We start from the raw sequence: 16825 nt of genomic DNA on the forward strand, positions 1-16825 counted from the left end.
TGAATATTATTTGGAATTTAAATTTTGCAAGAAAAAATAAAGATCCACATCGGATGGAATATTTAATTTTTTCCTTAATCTATTTTTCTTTGTTTGTACCGATCTGTGCTGCATAAAGCCATATTGTGCAATTTCCTTAGAGGAAAAGCCCAGCTGTATCATTGCACAGAAAGAAAGCTCATTTGCTGACAGCTTTGGATTAATCTCAAAAAGCTTTTCAACCAGCTCAGGATAAGCACTTTGATATTCATTAAAAAACAAAGGATCATTTTTCTTTGCTAAAAACACCAGCCTTTCATCATTAGCAGACATTTTTTTCATCAGAGATTCCGTCTCTAATTCTTTCTCCTCTATTATTTTACGCTTTTTAGTAATTCTTTTCTGATAAACCCAATATACAAATACAATAACACCCAATAATACAAAAACGATTACATTATATACGATGGTTGAATACTTTTTTTCAATATCATTTTTCTCCTTTTCCTGAATCATTTTATCAACAGAAGTATTGATTGATTCATCCCATACCTTTTCCAGACTATCGTTTAATTTAGCATATTTTTCCAGATAATCTTTCTCTTTTGAGTTATTGTTTAGTTTTTTATAGGTCTTGGCAATAGCTTGATACAATACGGGAACCTGATAGATTCTTTGGGTTTTTTTGAGTATTTCTACCGATTTAATATAATAATCTAATGCCTGACTATAATCCTGTTTTTCAAATAAAAAATTCCCGTAATAAAAATAAGTAAGCGCTCTCTGGGAATCCCAGTAATCTTTTTTTTCTAAAAGAGAAAAAGCCCTGTTAAAATATACCTGTGCAGAATCCTCATTTTTACCAAAAAGCAGATAGTGATTAGCAATCGTGGAATTGATAACCGGTGTTGGTTTTACATCTAAAGCTTTGTGTAGATAGATTAACGAAGAATCAACCGAATTTGTTTCTCTTAAAAAGTCAGCTCTGTTTGCATAAACAACAGATAAAATTTCCCGATCATGCTTATCCTTTATTTGTTTACCATAATAAATTGACCTGGAATTATATTTAATGGCTTTTTTATAAAGACCTATTACAAAATTCGCCTGGCCATACTCTTGATATAGTCTTGTATACAGGTAGTAATCTTCCATCCCTTCAAGGTCTTCTTCAGCCAACTGAAGGTATTTGAAGGCTTTTTCATACATCCCGACGGTAGCATACATATTCCCCAAATTAATGTATGAAATGACCACTCCTTTTTTATAATCCTGTTTTTTACTGATATTGTAAAATTTCGTATTAAGATCAATTAATTCTTTCTTTCTGCCACTTACTCTTAAATTCTCATTTACTTTGATCAGCATACTATCTATATATTGAGGAGTATATGTCTGAGAATAGAATAAGTTAGAAAACAAAAAATATATCAGCGTGCTTAGCAATACTTTCGAAAATTGGCTCAGCTTTAATGTTTGCATAGTAAATTAAATAATAATTAGTTTCTAAAGTGAAAAAGCAACATCAGTCCTAACACATAAAAACTACCTAACAAGATATTAATAATAACTTTTTCAACCAAATTATAACGCATCATTTAGTTTCCATAAAATTAAATAAAAAAAATATATAATTGTAAAATTTTTGCTAATTTTAGTTAAATTAAAAAATATATCATGATTATATTCACTATATATTGATTAATTGAAACGCATAAACAATCAATCATAACGAATTAAAAATCATCAGAAAATTAATTTTATCAATAAGTTTATTGAGGTAGTATAGCCAACTGATAAAATTCCTGTTTTTCATTAGATTTTCATGCCCCGGATGCTATTATAGCAGCAAACTGTAAATTGATGTACTTTTGATGTATATAAAATTTTGCTTTAATCATATGCCAGATTTAACTTTGTAACAGTAAAATTTATTAATATAATCTGATATAAAGCACAAAAGAAATATTGAATTGAGGATTTAACTAAAGTTTTTACACAAACAAAAACATCTGTTGTAAAACTTTCAGTTCTCAATATTTAATAACAAAATCAGTTTTCATTTTTATAGAATTCTATAATACTGATCAAAGTTGCTACTCCCGTTTTACGGGAGTTTTTTGATCCTACACCATAAAAATTGATGTATCTCTGATGTACAGCTATTTGATTAAAAAAAAATAATGAATGCTAAATTTGAACAAATGATAAAAAAAGGTTTACCTATTATTTTTTCTTCTCAGGTAGGAATTAATATCACCTGTATAGAATATTAATGAAGATATTCATTTTAATTCAGACCCATTTTTGTCATCAGCCCAACGAAAATAAGTCCTAAGACTTAATTATTTTTTGCGAAAAAAAATTTTAATTATATAATACCGTTTATTTTGAATTTTAAAAAAATACATATTGGCAGTACTATTAAAGCTAAGTTTCAGGAAGAAGCACTGGACATGCAGAGAGCATGCAGTTTCATGAAATGTACTGAATCTGAAATTGAACAAATGTTCCTTGAACAAGACCTGACAACTGATAAATTATTGAGATGGAGCAAGCTGCTGGAGTATGATTTTTTCCGGGCATACTCACAGCATCTTATACTCTTTTCTCCTCCCAAAAAGGTAGCTTCCCATAAAACTTCCGATAAAAAAACATCTTCTCTGCCTGCGTTCAGGAAAAACATCTACACCAAGGAAATAATAGAATTTATTCTTGAGCAGATTGAAACAGGAAAAAAAACAAAGCTGGAAATAATAAATGATTATAAAATCCCAAAAACTACACTATATAAGTGGATAGCAAAGTATACGGATAAAAATAAGTAGACACTTCCACTTTATTTTTGCATAGTTATAATATCACTTTAATGTCAATTTATCAAAGATAAATTAAATCTATCATTTTATGCTCGTGTAATGAATTGTCAAAAAAAGCAACGAATGAAAAATAAAAAAACAGGCTAATTTTAGTCTGTTTTTTAGTAAAATGTAGAAATTAAGATAAAAGTGTACTCTACTTTAATCGTTTTACGGACATTTGAGTAACAGGGCCAGATCCTGTAGCACCTGAGCTTAAATACCTGATAGTTACATCCTCTGTATTATACAGTCTGAAAGAATAGGTATGAGAAGCTAACATAGGAATTGAAGTAATGAGAGTATAGGTTTGCTTTGGCTCACCTCCGGGTGAAGTTGATGATCCTGCCCAATAAACATCATTAACACGCGCCACCCAGCCACTAATTGTATCATCCCATATGCCTAATACTGGAACCGTAGGTTGATTATTACTATCATTAGTTGTAGATAACTGTCCGTTCATTGTTACCTGATATACACCATCAGCTGATACTTTAAATGAATTAGTGGATGGTGAACCCGTATACAGATTTTCATTATCTACAATTTCATTATTTAAACTTCCTATAGCAACCGGAACACCACCGTTGGAACCAGCTGTAACCGTGAAATCATTAGTCATTTGTACAATAATTTCCTGGGCCACCAGAAATTGTCCATTTACCACGATCACAGTTCCTGTAGAACTTGGAACACCTGCAATAGACTCCCAGGTAGGAGCATTACCCGGTCCATTAGACTTAAGAACCTGCCCTGCAGTTCCTGCCGAACCTGCGGTAGAAGCAGTCCCTCCCACATTCAGTTCATTTACAACCTGTAAAGATCCGTTAACATGCAGGGACTTCATAGGAGTAGAGGTATTAATTCCAACTTGGGAATGATAAAATAAGGAAACAAAGATACTGGTAATAAGTATGGCTTTCTTTTTCATAATGAATATTGTATTTTAAATTGTATGCAAAACTATAACACAATACCACTTTTACAGCATACGACCACATACATCATAGATACAACATCCAACAACAACATATATAAAACTCTAAAAATCAACACTTCTATATCTTAAAAAAAAACAATATATCTATCCCGATTTACTATTCTCAGCTGTCATCAGAAAGATTTTTAAAGAAAAAGTAAAGATCAACATCTGAAGAAATATTCAATTTTTTCCTGAGTCTGTGCTTTTTATTCTGGACAGACCGATGTTCCACAAAAGTATACTGTGCGATTTCTTTTGATGTAAATCCTGCCCATATCATCGCGCAAAAAGCTAAATCAGATTTTGACAAATTAGAATTTATTTCAAGTAAATTTTTAATAAAGTCCGGATATGCTTCCTGAAATTTGTTGAGAAAATTAGGGTCGTTTTTTTTGGCCAGCTCGATAATATAATCGTAGGAATTATTAAGTTTTTCCTTTAAGACATCTGTTTCAAATTCCTTTTGTTTTATAATATCTCTATTCTGTTGACAGTGGATAAAGGCTAAAAGTAAAATAACAATAAGACAGAAAACTACACTTTTATAAACAAAAAATACATTCTTCTTTGAAATATCTGCAGATTCTTTTTCCTTTATCATTTCATCGATAGAAATATTGATGCTTTCGTTACAAACCTTGCTTAAACTGTCATTTATCCTTGTATACTTTTCAAGGTATTCTTTTTCTCCCTTCTGGTCATTTAAAATCCGATAAGTACCGGCTATTGTTTTGTATAGCAGAGGAATATTATAAACTCTTTTGGTTCTTTCTAAAATGGCAACAGATTTTGTATAGTACATCAACGCTTTTTCGTACTCTTTTTTTTTATTAAGAAAATTACCATAAAAGTAGTAAGTCTGCCCTCTCTGGACATTCCAGTAATCCGTTTTCTGCAGTAGTTTCAATGCATTATTCAAATAATACGAAGATGAATCCGGATTCTCTCTATAAACCATATAATGATTTGCTATCAAAGAATTAATTACCGGAGTAGATTTTATATTTAATGCTTTGTGCAAATAAACCAGCGAAGAATCAGGCTGGTGGATATCATGTAAGAAATCTGCCCTGCTTGCATAAATACCTGATAATATTTCCCTTTCATTACGATTGGAAATCAGCTTACCATAGTAAATAGACTGTGAATTATATTTCAATGCATTTGTGTACAACCCAATACCATAATTAGTCTGTCCATATTCGTGATATAGCCTGGCAGACAAATAAGCATCATTGATTTTTTTGATTTTTCTTTCAGCTTTCCGCAGATAATAAAAAGACTCTTTATAGTCACCTATGGTTGCATAGATATTAGCAATATTGATATAACCTAAAATTTCTCCTTTCAGATAATTCTGATTTTGGGAAATAATAATATATTTTTCGTTGAAAGAAATTAATTCTTTTTTTTCACCTCTTATTCTTAATTTCTCGGATTTAATTATTAATGCGTTGTCTATTTGGTCCGGAGTATAATTTTGAGAATATAAGACAGTAAAAATAGACAAATGGGCAAACACCATCATTAAAAATTGAAATATTCTTTTTATGCTCACGCTGATCATATTGTATATTCAATTGCTGTTCCTTTGATACTAACAAATAATTCTGCTTATTTCTGTACTTTCTGAAAAATTATTTTTTTTGAATCAGGTTTTTGAATGATAATAATTGTATTGGGGATTGTCATGAAACTTCGCTGACCTCCTTTGATCACTTTATAAGAATATACTATATCCTGATCTTTTTCCTGAAGGCTGACAGGGATAATTTCCACTTCCAGATTGGTTTTAGGGTAAATAAGAGCGAGTACATTTTCTTTTGAAAAATCAATAGGTGTTGGCTTCCCGCTCATGCCCATTGTTGTTGCAGCCCCAAAAATCTGATCAAATTCTTCCTGTGAAGTAATTATTTTTTCAGTTAAATCTTTTTGATGGGAGGTATTTTTAACAAAGTATTTCTTTGCTGATGTATAGGGAATATCTTTTTGAGAAACATTTACAGTACACGAAAAAACTATGAGAGTACTTACTAAAGTCATGATGAAATTTTTCATTTTTTTCAATTTATTGTGTGTTAAAAGCTATTGTAATTACTTAACATATATAGTAAACAGAGCCGGGCTCGGGAATTACCTTAATTAACTTTAAAGGATATTAAGATGATCTGGTAAGAACACGTCCTGTTTCTACAATTGTATTATTTTATAACTTGTAAGGAAGGATAATTTTTTAGCTGATCTGCGGTAATTCCTGATGCAATGATACCATCCCGTATAGCTGGCTTCGTTGAATTTCCTGGTACATCCAGAGTAATTTTAGAATTCGGAGTATCAATTCCGCTCTGGGAATACATATCCAGCAACAATAATACGAGCAAGGTTAATACATTTTTTTTCTTCATAAGGTTTTTTGTTTCACCGTAAAAGTATAAAATAAGCGTTAGGATGCATTAAATGGCACATACATCACAGATACAGCACGACGAAACGTGCGTTATTTCAAGCAAATACTCCCGATTTATAGTAAGAGACAACCAACCGTTATCTGTAAGCAATTTTCGGATTTTTTGACATTCAGAAAAAGCTGTATAGATGATGTATACAAAATATTGCAGCGTATAGAACAAGACCTATATTTTTGCACAAAAACACAAACTATATACTTTCTATTAACTCACAAATCCTTTAGTTGATATAAAGACCAGGTACTAGAGTTGTAACTGACATTAAAGAAATAAACTATTGTAAAGTTCAAAAACAATTTTACTTTATTATTTTAAATATTAAAAGCATTCTTTTAATTGGTTGAGACACTCTCTTTAATTAATTTATGAACTCTAGTATTCTTTTTTATTAAATACAGTTCGCTCAAAAAAGAGCTATAAAATTGAAAATTTATATTATTATGTTACCAATGGATCATCACAAACAATCTCACTCAATGACGCCTGATTATAAAAAGATTTACCTTGATCTTGTCGACCTGAAATATCCTGAGAAAAAGGACGAGTGTGCAAAAATTTTATCGAAGAAAAATCTGTCAGCGTTTGATGTAATAGAAATTAACAGAATAATATTTAATTATAACCAGGACATCAAGGCAAATCAGTCTCATCGTTCCTACAATGAAGAAACGATACACAAAATCCTTGAATATCAGAAAAAGAATTATCTTAATAATACGCAGCTGGCCCTGCATTTTAAATTGAGTCGTAATACCGTTGCAAAATGGAAAAATTTATTCAATATTTAATCAATTCACAACCTCAATAAATTTATATACCCTCCTACTGTGCTTTTACTGCCTTGTTTAAAGGATGTAATCCGGATAAAAATAACAGAATCTTACCACGTCCCGGTTATATAGTAAGAGATATTCCTGTTTTTAGAAAAATTCTTAATAACAAATGCCGTTATTGACTAAAACATATATAACTATCAATACATGTTTTAAGCAATAACGGCAAAAAGAATATACCAGAATATGGTATAATATTCAGAGATTTAAAATTAGTCTTCTTTATTGTTTTTCAAATAAAGAACTACTTATAATCTTTAGAACTTCTTCGGGGCTCTTTTACTTCCGGCCATTTTACCACCTCTCCCTTTTCATCCTGAGGCATTACTCTTTTTTCTCTGTTACTGAATTCAGGATCCTCAGACGCCATATAAGCTAATGCCGCTGTTAAAATCACATTATTCTTCACCTCATCAAAAACGATCTTGTCATAGGTATCTTTCGTAGTATGCCATGTATATCCAAAATATCCCCAGTTCAGAGAACCTAAAGAAATTCCGGGAACTCCTGCTGCCACGAAAGAAGCATGATCGGAACCTCCACCACCAGGCATTCCTGGGAAATCTGTCTTAATGTGGCTTCTTACGGCTTTTGGAACGCCATCAAGCCATCTTCCTACATAATCATAAGCTTTTACAAATCCTTGTCCACTGATGTTAACCACTCGCCCCGTTCCGTTATCCTGATTAAAGGCTGCCTGTACCCCTTTAATTATCTGAGGATTATCAGCAACAAAACCTCTTGAACCGTTTAATCCCTGCTCTTCACTACCCCAAAGTCCGATGATAATAGTTCTCTTGTTATCAGGATAATATTTTTTCAGAATTCTCATGGCTTCCAGCATGGTAATCGTACCGGTACCATTATCTGTAGCTCCCTGTGCTCCGTCCCATGAGTCAAGGTGAGCAGAAAGAATCACGTATTCATCAGGTTTTTCTTTGCCTTTGATCATTCCGATCGTATTAAAGCTTTTGGCTTCTGGAAGTATTTTTGACTGGGCATCAATTTTAATTTTAGGCCGAGTTCCTTTTTCTGCCATTCTGTAAAGCATTCCATAGTCTTCCAAATCGATATCGACCATAGGAATTTTGGTAGTTTTTGCGCCGAATATTCTGTTAGCCCCCATAATACCTGTCCAGTTTGAAATGGCAATACCTGCCGCTCCTGCTTTTTCCAATGCTTCCGGAAGGCTGTTATTATCATAGCCGATATTCTTTATATAAGCTGCAAAATCTTTAGCAGCCTGATCTTTTTCCGCTTTAAGTTTTTCATACAATTCGGGGGTTGCAAATTCTTTGATTTGTTCATCAGAGCGTCCTATTTTCTGGTATTGTGCCATCAGCACAATTTTTCCTTTCACTGAAGGAAGCCATTGATCAAATTCAGCTTTAGAAGACACTTTCGGAAGAATGATCACTTCCGCTTCAATGGCTTTTTTTGTAGCCGGACTCCACGCCAGCTGAGTTGCGGAAAGAGATTTTATGCGTGGATAGGTCATATCAACATGAGTAGTTCCTCTCTGCCATCCTTTCCATGTTCCGAATTGCTGAAGATTGGCATCTACTCCCCAGGAGCGAAGTTTATTAACACTCCATTCATTTGCTGCCAGCATTTCGGGAGTTCCCACAAGACGAGGCCCGATGCCATCCAACAGTTCAGACGCCAGGTTTTCAAGCTGGGAATTATTATTGACTTCATCTACAAAACTTTTCACGATAGGGTTAAGCTTTTCTTTTGGATCAACCTTTATCTGAGCCCATGAAAACTGGGCAGCCAGCATTACTGCAGGCACTGCAAAAAATCTATTTATCCTCATAATATATATTGATTGGTTTAAAGATAAAAGAAATCAGGGAGATGGTGAAAAATTAAGCCTAAAAAAGAGGCTTTTCAATTATTTTTATCAATATTTTATTCAAAAACAACAATAAAAATTCATCAATAACTATAATCTACAAAAAAGGTCATCAATCCGACAGCCTTTATGATTTTTAGAAGTGGCAATTCACTTTCTGTAAGAATAACCTATTTCAAAGAAAATACCATTGAAATCAGTATATAAAAAAACCGGCTTGAAAGCCGGCTAAAGGTGAATTATTTCTTAGCTTCTTCTACAGAAACTTTTCTGAATTCTTTGAACAATTTGCTTAGTTCTAAAGCTGCTTTACGAGCTCTTGTACCAGCTGCTTTGTTTCCTTTTTCCGCTTGTTGGTTTGCCTCAGTTGTGAACGCTTCAAATTCTGCGTTGATTTTTTCAATTAGTTCTTTCATTTATTTAAAAATTTAGGCTGCAAATATAGGTTTTATGGCGATTCCAGCCTAATTGTGTAGAAAAAAAATAGTGGATTTACTCATTTTTTCTGAGTCTTTCTGAAATTCAATTTAAATTTTAAAATAAAATCAAATTATTGTAGAAAATAAGCCATGTTATTCGGTGTCACATAGCGCATCAGTGAATATTTAAATAAACTATTCAAAATCAACAAGAACCAAAGAAACATATAGAGAAATCTTCTTAAAAATTTTATCTGTAAATCATTTATTTTCCTCAATTTATACGTATTTGATTACGTTGTTTTAAAAATCCAGTTATTTTGTATTTCTACCAGTATTTTATACTAAAATTTTAATGATATAGGACAATTTTAAACAAATAATGTCTGTACCGATGATATTTTAACGAACTGTATCCTTTTTGAATGGATTAATCTTATAATTTTGAATAAAAAAAAATCCCATGGATATCATTTCAAAATTTACAGTAGGTTCTGAAGAGGGAATTTCTGATCTTATAGCCATCATTGATTCTTCCGTTTATGCATTGCACAAAGAATTTGTTACTGAAGAAGAAATCAAAAGATATATTCACAACGAAATAGACCCGAGAAAGATGATCAATGACCTGAACGATCTTTCCAACCAACTGATCATGATGTATGCAGATCAGAAACCCATCGGATTCAGCATTATAAAAAGCGGTTCGGTACATCCGGGAATTTCTGACGGAAAAAGGGCTACAGAAATCAGTTTTGTAATTCTTTCAGAGTTTGATCTTCCTGAAGCAAGACAGTCTCTCTGGAAAAAATGCAGGTCAGCAGTGAGCTTTACGGATATTATATGGATCAATATCCTGGATCATGATCCGCTTGCAGACTTTTTAAAAGAATCCGGTTTTATCGCTGTGAGCAGTTCAAAAGCCGGACCTTTTCAACTGCCTTCTCATATTTTGGAGCTGGAGATTAATAAAGGTTAATCCAGTTGCTTTAACCATAGATTCCATAGATATTTGCCTATATAATAGTAATCAATCATTTTTTTAATTCCACAACTATTGAGGAAGACTATCATTTTAATTTCTATTATCTCATTTAAAATGATCTTAAGTAGACAACAGTTTACTTATCTTTGATTTTTATAATTTTTACCTATGAGTGATCAGCTGGAAACAATAGAGGATTATTACAGACGTATCCGTAAAAACCAGATTAAAATGTTTGATTCTGAGGATTTTGAAATGGGAAAATCTCACTTCAATATTTCTATGCGGAAATACTGTAGTTTTAAAAGCCCTTACAACCGTCGTGATTATTATAAAATAAGCTTTATTATTGGAAAGGGCACCATTCATTATGGTACTCATCAGCTGTATATAGATGGTCCTGCCCTATTTTTTCCTTCTCCAAGCATTCCGTATTCATGGGAGTGTGAAAGCGATGTACAGGAAGGATATTTTTGTTTATTCAATCAGGAATTTTTTAATGGGAATTCTGAATTCAATCTGTTTAAAAAAACGTCAATGTTCAAGGAATGGAGTAAGCCGGTTGTTTTTCTGACAGAAGAACAGGCCCAGCTGACAATGCTTTATTTTGATCAGATTTACAGAATGAATAATTCTTCCTATCCTTTCCGCTGCAGCAGTATCAAAAGCAATCTTGCTTCTGTAATGCATCTGGCGCTGGAAAACCGTGTGGAAGATATCAATCCTAATGAGCTTCCCGCAAATGTACGTTTGTATAAGTTATTTGATGAACTCCTCAACAAACAGTTTCCGCTGGACTCTCCTGCCTATCCGCTGGCCTTAAAAACACCTTCCGATTTTGCTGCGCACCTGAATGTGCATGTCAATCATCTGAATTCTTCCGTGAAATCTGTAACCAACCTTACGACCACACAGATCATTAAAGAAAAGATGTTTGAAGAGTCTAAAAACCTGCTGAAGTATACGAATTGGGATATTGCACAGATCGGTTACACTTTAGGATTTGATCAGCCTGCCCATTTTAATAATTTCTTTAAAAAGCATGCGCAGACTTCACCCTTAAAATTTAAGAACCTGTCATAATATTTGATTTTTGTAATTTTTACTTTGTCTTTTAAAATCCGGTTTTGTATTTCTTGACTTATTTTTGCAATGTAAAAAATGAATGAATATGTTGAGAGAAGCATCTGAACAACGAATCAGATTAATTACCATTATGGCTTTCGTGTCTATCCCGCTTTCCGGGTTTGTCACGGACATTTATTTACCATCATTCCCTTCTATGGCCAAAGAAATGATGGTTTCGGAAAAAGATATTCAGATTACCCTGACATCATATCTGTTGAGCTACGGGATTTCCCAATTATTTGTAGGAGGAATTCTGGACAGCATCGGCCGTTATCGTCCCAAATTGATAGCCTTGTTCCTATTGATACTGACCAGTATTTTAATTACGATGACCAACAGTATTCTACTGATCTGTCTGCTTCGTATTCTTCAGGGAGCTGCAGTTTCAGTACTCGTTGTAGCTACGCGTGCTATTTTTGTAGATATTTATGATGCGGAAAAGGTAAAACATTATCTGAGCTACTTTACTATTGTATGGTCCTGCGGTCCTATTCTGGCCCCTTTCCTTGGAGGATATCTTGAGAAAATCTTCAACTGGCATGCTAATTTCTATTTTCTGGCAGCATATGCCGGATTTCTGTTCCTTTTTGAGTGGTTTTTTAGCGGGGAGAGCCTTCCGCAGAAAAAGAAACTGGATCTTTCAGAGAACATCAGCCTTTATAAGATGATGCTTAAAAACAGGATTTTCATGTTGGGGATTTTCATTTTAGGTTTGAGCTACTCTATCGTGATGTTATTTAATATTACCGGGCCATTTATTATAGAAAATACTTTTCATTTTACGCCGGTAGTGATTGGATATTGTACACTGATCTTAGGATTTTCATGGATGATTGGAGGTTTTATAGGCAAACGCAGACTGACTCTGGATTTTAAGCCCAGAATTTTACAGCCCATCTTACTTCAGCTGATCCTTATCGCAGGCCTGATCACCACCAGTTATTTTGCAGAAAGCCTGTTCATTATGATTCCTTTTGCCTTTTTCATTCATATCTGTTCCGGAATTTTATTCACCTCCTTTTTTACGACAAGTATGCTTTACTTTCCGAAAAATGCAGGTACAGCCGGCGGACTGATGGGTGGACTGGTGTATGTAATCACTTCTGTAACAAGTTTTATCATCTCTGTAAGCGGAACGGTAACAGATCAAAAAGGTCTTTCCTGGCGCTATCTGATTATTGCATGTTTCCTTTTGGGGATCATTCTTATTATGTACCAAGCCGTTAAAAAAGAAAAAGCAGAGAATTAGTCTCTGCTTTTATTTTATACTTCAGGATAATTTTTTGCTGTCTACTATTTCATCAAAATTAGTTTTAATTAAAACTAATTTTTGTATATTTGTTATGATAAGTCATGTCATAATCCATCGGAAAAAATGCTTCTAATCCTGTTTCATCATTAATATAAAAGTATGCCTGTAAAACAGAATAATCTATCAGAACTTGCTCTGGAGCTTGGCCTGGCAATGAGTGAAATGAAAAGCCGTCTCCGCCAGAAGATCCAGACTATCGTTACTATTTATGATCCGGATCTTTCTTTTGAACTGATTGAAATTCTTGGTTTGCTTTCTAGACATAACGGCATTAACCAGCAGGAAATAGGAAATAAGGTAAGCAAAGACAAGTCAAGTATCACCTATCTCATCAACAGCCTTGTGAAAAAGGATCTTGTAGAACGGATAGCTGATAAAAAAGACAGGAGAAACAAACAGATCTTTTTAACTCCGAAAGGTAAACAGATTGTAGAAACCGTTTATCCCTGGGCCCTGGATCTTTATAAAAAGGCAGCTGGTGATATAGAAGAAGAAGAGATCAGCAAAGCGCTGCTTTTGGTAAAAAAAATGACAGCTAATCTGGAAGAATAAGCACTAAAACATGATACAATATGAGAACAATTCTTGTACCTGTTGATTTTACATCAACTACGGAAAATGCAGTAAGAGTTGCCGCAGACTGGGCAAAAACCTACGAATATCAAAATATTATCCTGTTAAAAACTGCAGGAGAATCTGAATTTGACTATCTGCATATTGCAGAAGGGCATTCATTTGTCAATGAAGAAAGTATCAACAACCTACTGCAAAGGACAGAATTGCTATTCGATCAGTTAACGGATATCATCGCTGAAAAGTCACCAGAAGTAAAAGTTTCCAGGGTATTGAGCGACTGGGCACTCACCAGAAGTATTAATGAGCTTTTAAAAAACCAGCCGTCTGTAGAAATGATTATTCTGGGAAGTGATGACCAGACTTCTTCTACCGATAGTTTTGTTTCTGAGAATATTATAAGCATTGCCAGAACAAGTCCTGTGAAAACATTAATTGTTCCCAGCAGCTACCATTATTCACCTATTAAGAATATATTTATTCCTTGTGATATTAGAGGTATTAAAAGGTTAGAAAGACTGTTTCACCACAAATCTGTTATTCACAAGCAAGATGTCCGTCTTTCATTTCTTAATATCAACACCAGTGAAAAAGAGGACGAAACACAAAAAAGAGAACTGGAGGACTACATTCGTGAGCATTTAACAGAAATTCCGAGCAGTATTCATTATTCTCATGATGAAAATATTATTAAAGGTATCCTGAACTTTGCTGTATCAGATCAGGCAGACCTTATTATAGCGCTACCCGGTAAGCACAGCTTTTTGTATTATCTGGCAAGCAGAAGTATTTCCGAAGGAATTTATCAGAACACCTCTCAGCCCGTTTTAATTTTAAAATAACAAGAAAACTGAAAGCTAATAATAAATTTTAGCATTTTCAATTTTAACCATGTTCAGCTCTTCCATTTTCTTAACATAGCGGATCACCGTCTCTACCCGAAGGCCGCTTAAGGTTGCTATTTGCTGTCTGGTATAAGGAATCAGAAATGAATAAGGTTCTTCAAAACCGAAATATCTTTTAAGGTGATCGAAAAGCTTCGTGAGCTTTACAATAGGATCTGAAATTGCCAGAAAGCTTGAAATCATATATCTGAAATGAAGTCTGTCTGCAGTATACTTATTTATTTCAAGCATTAATAAAGGATTTTCCACCAGGAATTCCAGGAATCTTGTTTTGGAAAGCCTGATAATCTCACAGCTGGTTACCGCAATAGCATTTACAGCATAATGGTGATTGGTAAATAAATAGCTTTCACCTATACAATGCCCGTCAAAGGGAAGCCCATGAACAAACTCTTTTCCGTCTTCCAGAAATGTATTGACTTTCACAGTACCCTCTCTGATCTGAAAATAATATTTTGCTGCGGCGCCTTCCTGAAAAATAGTATCTCCCGCTTCATAATTTTCCAGACTGGCTCCGAGGGAAAATAATAATTCTTCATCTATGATCATCTTACCATTATTAATTTGAGTAAAAATACTTAAAGAATAAGCAATGTTGCAACTTATTAAATACCACAGAAACGGTAATCCTTTTTCTACACTGCTTTTCTTATATCTTATTAGGTTGTAATTTTCTTCTTGTGTTTGGAACCCCAATCTGCCAAAGCAGCAATCACATCTTTCAGGGATTCACTATACTCTGTGGGAACATATTCTACCAGCACCGGCTTCTGATCCGTAATCACAGTTCTTTCCACCAGGTGATTCATCTCCAGCTTTTTCAATTCGCTGGATAAGACTCTTGCCGAAATTCCATTGATAGTCCGCTGTAACTCATTGAAGCGGGTATGTCCGCCTAAAATGGCAATCATTACTCTGATGGTCCACCGCCCACCCAAAACATATAAAGCATCCTCGGTAGCAGCCAGATGAGTACTGCATTGCGGCCTTGAATACACTATTTTCTCCTCTTCCATTCTTTTATTTTTACTGATTACTAACCTAAATGTTATTACTAACCTTTTGGTAACTACTATCTTTTTATTAGTAAATATAGATAATTTTGAAACATCAATTTAAAAAAATAAAAAAATGAAACGTGTACTTCATATCATTTCAAGCCCGAGAAGCGAATCATCAATCAGTAAGAAACTGGGTAATGCTGTTGTAGAAAAAATTGCCGCAAAGTATCCTGACAGTGTTTTTAAAAAGCGTGATTTGACCAATCCGCTTTTTCCCCATCTGGAAGAAGCTCATATCAATGCATTTTTTACTCCAGCTGAAAACCGCACTTCTGAACAGCAGGAAATCGTAAAACTTTCAGACACGGTAATTGATGAATTACAGGAGGCTGACATTATCATTATTGAAGCTCCCCTTTACAACTTCAGTATCACTTCTACATTAAAATCATGGCTTGATCATATTGCCAGAGCAGGAAAGACATTCAGCTATAGCGAAAACGGTCCTGAAGGCCTGGTAAAAAATAAAAAAGTATACCTTGCCTTTTCAAGTGGCGGAATCTATTCTGAAGGGGAAAGACAGGCTTACGACTTCGTAGTTCCTTACCTGGAAAAAACGCTTGGATTTATGGGGATGACGGATATTTCCGTTGTCCGAGCAGAAGGACTTTCTGTTCCGGTGATCCAGGATACAGCCCTGCAAAAAGGGATTGAAAGTATTGTTGTAGAGTAAAGACTAAAAATGCTGTTCCTTTGAACAGTATTTTTTTTGCATCAGAATTTTATTATTGATGAAAGTATGTAAAGAATTAAAAATATTTCCCTCAACATATGTAAAGTTTTTTTCAATTTTTTTCGCTCATTTTTACTTTATTAAATAAAAGATTATGGAAAAAAATAAACAGCCTAAACTGATCAATCCTGTTGAATTATTTGATCCCAGCCCTTACGGCTTCTCTCACAGTATTGCTGTGAAATCTCCATCAACGATGTGTTTTATATCCGGACAGAGCGGCGGCGTGGGGGGAAATCATGTGCTGGCAGATGACTTTAAAACTCAGGTTCAGGATGCTTTGAAAAATTTACAGATTGTTTTACAGAGCCATTCAATGACATTTGAAAATATAGTTAAAATCACCTTGCTTATTGTAGATCACAACCAGGAAAAACTTGAAATATGGGCAGAGGAAGCCAGAAAAGTCTGGAAATCTTCGTTCCTGCCTACGAGTACACTTATTCCTGTAAGCCAGCTGGCTTTGCCGGGAATGATGTTTGAGATCGATGCAATTGCTGTAAAACAGCTGGCCACCTAGAAATATCTGATAATGGTATTATAATTCTTTCCTTCGACCTTATTTATTTAAATACTGCCTGAATATTCAATTCAGGCAGTATTTTTATCTATTCCAGGCATTCGTCACTGTTTTATCCGATATATTTCGATAACAGATACCACATTATTTAAAATAATTCTAAACTATGTGAAAATAGAACCTCTTATAAACACTTCAAATAAAGGATTTG

General features: G+C 33.9%; 18 protein-coding genes. 9 read left to right on the top strand and 9 right to left on the bottom strand.

The window, feature by feature from the left end; translation table 11 throughout:
- Positions 1–6: 6 nt before the first annotated feature.
- On the bottom strand, positions 7–1347 hold the full coding sequence (locus tag AC59HC_RS11785; protein ID WP_343641365.1) for a LuxR C-terminal-related transcriptional regulator: 1341 nt from the start codon (positions 1345–1347) through the stop codon (positions 7–9).
- A 1022-nt stretch (positions 1348–2369) separates the two neighbouring features.
- On the opposite strand from AC59HC_RS11785, the gene AC59HC_RS11790 reads away from it, so the two are divergent.
- On the top strand, positions 2370–2807 hold the full coding sequence (locus AC59HC_RS11790; RefSeq protein ID WP_202838755.1) for a transposase: 438 nt from the start codon (positions 2370–2372) through the stop codon (positions 2805–2807).
- A gap of 187 nt (positions 2808–2994) precedes the next feature.
- On the opposite strand, the gene AC59HC_RS11795 is transcribed toward AC59HC_RS11790, so the two are convergent.
- From AC59HC_RS11795 to AC59HC_RS11810, 4 genes are all read right to left on the bottom strand, one after another.
- Entirely contained in the window at positions 2995–3771 is a 777-nt protein-coding gene (locus AC59HC_RS11795; RefSeq protein ID WP_496558647.1) for a hypothetical protein, read from the bottom strand.
- 172 nt (positions 3772–3943) lie between these two features.
- Positions 3944–5350 carry a LuxR C-terminal-related transcriptional regulator gene (locus AC59HC_RS11800; RefSeq protein WP_411413037.1) on the bottom strand — a complete coding sequence of 469 codons (1407 nt, stop codon included), beginning with the start codon at positions 5348–5350 and terminating at the stop codon, positions 3944–3946.
- Between the two features lie 86 nt (positions 5351–5436).
- Positions 5437–5880: a hypothetical protein gene (locus AC59HC_RS11805; protein ID WP_343641369.1), complete on the bottom strand. Its 444-nt coding sequence runs from the start codon at positions 5878–5880 to the stop codon at positions 5437–5439.
- A gap of 143 nt (positions 5881–6023) precedes the next feature.
- Positions 6024–6227 carry a hypothetical protein gene (locus AC59HC_RS11810; protein ID WP_395973875.1) on the bottom strand — a complete coding sequence of 68 codons (204 nt, stop codon included), beginning with the start codon at positions 6225–6227 and terminating at the stop codon, positions 6024–6026.
- Between the two features lie 503 nt (positions 6228–6730).
- Here AC59HC_RS11810 and AC59HC_RS11815 point away from each other — a divergent pair.
- Positions 6731–7078 (top strand): helix-turn-helix domain-containing protein, encoded by a 348-nt coding sequence (locus tag AC59HC_RS11815; protein ID WP_228406557.1) that lies wholly within the window; start codon positions 6731–6733, stop codon positions 7076–7078.
- 289 nt (positions 7079–7367) lie between these two features.
- Here AC59HC_RS11815 and AC59HC_RS11820 read toward each other — a convergent pair whose 3' ends face one another.
- Together AC59HC_RS11820 and AC59HC_RS11825 are read right to left on the bottom strand one after the other, a co-directional pair.
- Positions 7368–8939 (bottom strand): M20/M25/M40 family metallo-hydrolase, encoded by a 1572-nt coding sequence (locus tag AC59HC_RS11820; protein WP_496558648.1) that lies wholly within the window; start codon positions 8937–8939, stop codon positions 7368–7370.
- Between the two features lie 278 nt (positions 8940–9217).
- Positions 9218–9394 (bottom strand): BF3379 family histone-like protein, encoded by a 177-nt coding sequence (locus AC59HC_RS11825; RefSeq protein WP_002978882.1) that lies wholly within the window; start codon positions 9392–9394, stop codon positions 9218–9220.
- Between the two features lie 466 nt (positions 9395–9860).
- Between AC59HC_RS11825 and AC59HC_RS11830 the strand changes: the two genes are divergently transcribed.
- The 5 genes from AC59HC_RS11830 (at position 9861) to AC59HC_RS11850 (ending at position 14237) form a co-directional block, all read left to right on the top strand.
- A complete protein-coding gene (locus AC59HC_RS11830; protein WP_202838749.1) occupies positions 9861–10376 on the top strand; it encodes a hypothetical protein in 516 nt (171 codons plus the stop codon).
- Between the two features lie 174 nt (positions 10377–10550).
- Positions 10551–11465 (top strand): helix-turn-helix domain-containing protein, encoded by a 915-nt coding sequence (locus AC59HC_RS11835; RefSeq protein WP_110011150.1) that lies wholly within the window; start codon positions 10551–10553, stop codon positions 11463–11465.
- An 88-nt stretch (positions 11466–11553) separates the two neighbouring features.
- Positions 11554–12759, top strand: coding sequence for an MFS transporter (locus tag AC59HC_RS11840; RefSeq protein ID WP_343641373.1), 1206 nt, complete (start codon positions 11554–11556; stop codon positions 12757–12759).
- Between the two features lie 162 nt (positions 12760–12921).
- Entirely contained in the window at positions 12922–13374 is a 453-nt protein-coding gene (locus AC59HC_RS11845; protein WP_227944228.1) for a MarR family winged helix-turn-helix transcriptional regulator, read from the top strand.
- Between the two features lie 20 nt (positions 13375–13394).
- Positions 13395–14237, top strand: coding sequence for a universal stress protein (locus tag AC59HC_RS11850; RefSeq protein WP_496558649.1), 843 nt, complete (start codon positions 13395–13397; stop codon positions 14235–14237).
- A 15-nt stretch (positions 14238–14252) separates the two neighbouring features.
- On the opposite strand, the gene AC59HC_RS11855 is transcribed toward AC59HC_RS11850, so the two are convergent.
- Both AC59HC_RS11855 and AC59HC_RS11860 read right to left on the bottom strand, forming a co-directional pair.
- The gene (locus AC59HC_RS11855) at positions 14253–14849 is read right to left on the bottom strand and encodes a Crp/Fnr family transcriptional regulator (protein WP_330746683.1); all 597 of its coding nucleotides are present in this window, start codon (positions 14847–14849) and stop codon (positions 14253–14255) included.
- Between the two features lie 110 nt (positions 14850–14959).
- The gene (locus AC59HC_RS11860; RefSeq protein ID WP_330746684.1) at positions 14960–15316 is read right to left on the bottom strand and encodes a winged helix-turn-helix transcriptional regulator; all 357 of its coding nucleotides are present in this window, start codon (positions 15314–15316) and stop codon (positions 14960–14962) included.
- 115 nt (positions 15317–15431) lie between these two features.
- Here AC59HC_RS11860 and AC59HC_RS11865 point away from each other — a divergent pair, with 115 nt between their 5' ends.
- A complete protein-coding gene (locus AC59HC_RS11865) occupies positions 15432–16034 on the top strand; it encodes an FMN-dependent NADH-azoreductase (protein ID WP_496558650.1) in 603 nt (200 codons plus the stop codon).
- Between the two features lie 154 nt (positions 16035–16188).
- Complete coding sequence (locus AC59HC_RS11870) at positions 16189–16614, top strand: RidA family protein (protein WP_330746686.1); 426 nt, start codon at positions 16189–16191, stop codon at positions 16612–16614.
- Positions 16615–16825 lie beyond the last annotated feature (211 nt).

The organism is Chryseobacterium sp. DZ-32 (assembly GCF_059587025.1).

Bases quoted from the DNA above. Each gene is read 5' to 3' on its own strand.
- AC59HC_RS11850 (WP_496558649.1), top strand. From the start codon at position 13,395: ATGAGAACAATTCTTGTACCTGTTGATTTTACATCAACTACGGAAAAT.
- AC59HC_RS11835 (WP_110011150.1), top strand. From the start codon at position 10,551: ATGAGTGATCAGCTGGAAACAATAGAGGATTATTACAGACGTATCCGT.
- AC59HC_RS11860 (WP_330746684.1), bottom strand. From the start codon at position 15,316: ATGGAAGAGGAGAAAATAGTGTATTCAAGGCCGCAATGCAGTACTCAT.
- AC59HC_RS11810 (WP_395973875.1), bottom strand. From the start codon at position 6,227: ATGAAGAAAAAAAATGTATTAACCTTGCTCGTATTATTGTTGCTGGAT.
- AC59HC_RS11840 (WP_343641373.1), top strand. From the start codon at position 11,554: ATGTTGAGAGAAGCATCTGAACAACGAATCAGATTAATTACCATTATG.
- AC59HC_RS11795 (WP_496558647.1), bottom strand. From the start codon at position 3,771: ATGAAAAAGAAAGCCATACTTATTACCAGTATCTTTGTTTCCTTATTT.
- AC59HC_RS11865 (WP_496558650.1), top strand. From the start codon at position 15,432: ATGAAACGTGTACTTCATATCATTTCAAGCCCGAGAAGCGAATCATCA.
- AC59HC_RS11825 (WP_002978882.1), bottom strand. From the start codon at position 9,394: ATGAAAGAACTAATTGAAAAAATCAACGCAGAATTTGAAGCGTTCACA.
- AC59HC_RS11815 (WP_228406557.1), top strand. From the start codon at position 6,731: ATGTTACCAATGGATCATCACAAACAATCTCACTCAATGACGCCTGAT.
- AC59HC_RS11800 (WP_411413037.1), bottom strand. From the start codon at position 5,350: ATGATGGTGTTTGCCCATTTGTCTATTTTTACTGTCTTATATTCTCAA.
- AC59HC_RS11845 (WP_227944228.1), top strand. From the start codon at position 12,922: ATGCCTGTAAAACAGAATAATCTATCAGAACTTGCTCTGGAGCTTGGC.
- AC59HC_RS11855 (WP_330746683.1), bottom strand. From the start codon at position 14,849: ATGATCATAGATGAAGAATTATTATTTTCCCTCGGAGCCAGTCTGGAA.
- AC59HC_RS11870 (WP_330746686.1), top strand. From the start codon at position 16,189: ATGGAAAAAAATAAACAGCCTAAACTGATCAATCCTGTTGAATTATTT.
- AC59HC_RS11830 (WP_202838749.1), top strand. From the start codon at position 9,861: ATGGATATCATTTCAAAATTTACAGTAGGTTCTGAAGAGGGAATTTCT.
- AC59HC_RS11820 (WP_496558648.1), bottom strand. From the start codon at position 8,939: ATGAGGATAAATAGATTTTTTGCAGTGCCTGCAGTAATGCTGGCTGCC.
- AC59HC_RS11785 (WP_343641365.1), bottom strand. From the start codon at position 1,347: ATGCTGATCAAAGTAAATGAGAATTTAAGAGTAAGTGGCAGAAAGAAA.
- AC59HC_RS11805 (WP_343641369.1), bottom strand. From the start codon at position 5,880: ATGAAAAATTTCATCATGACTTTAGTAAGTACTCTCATAGTTTTTTCG.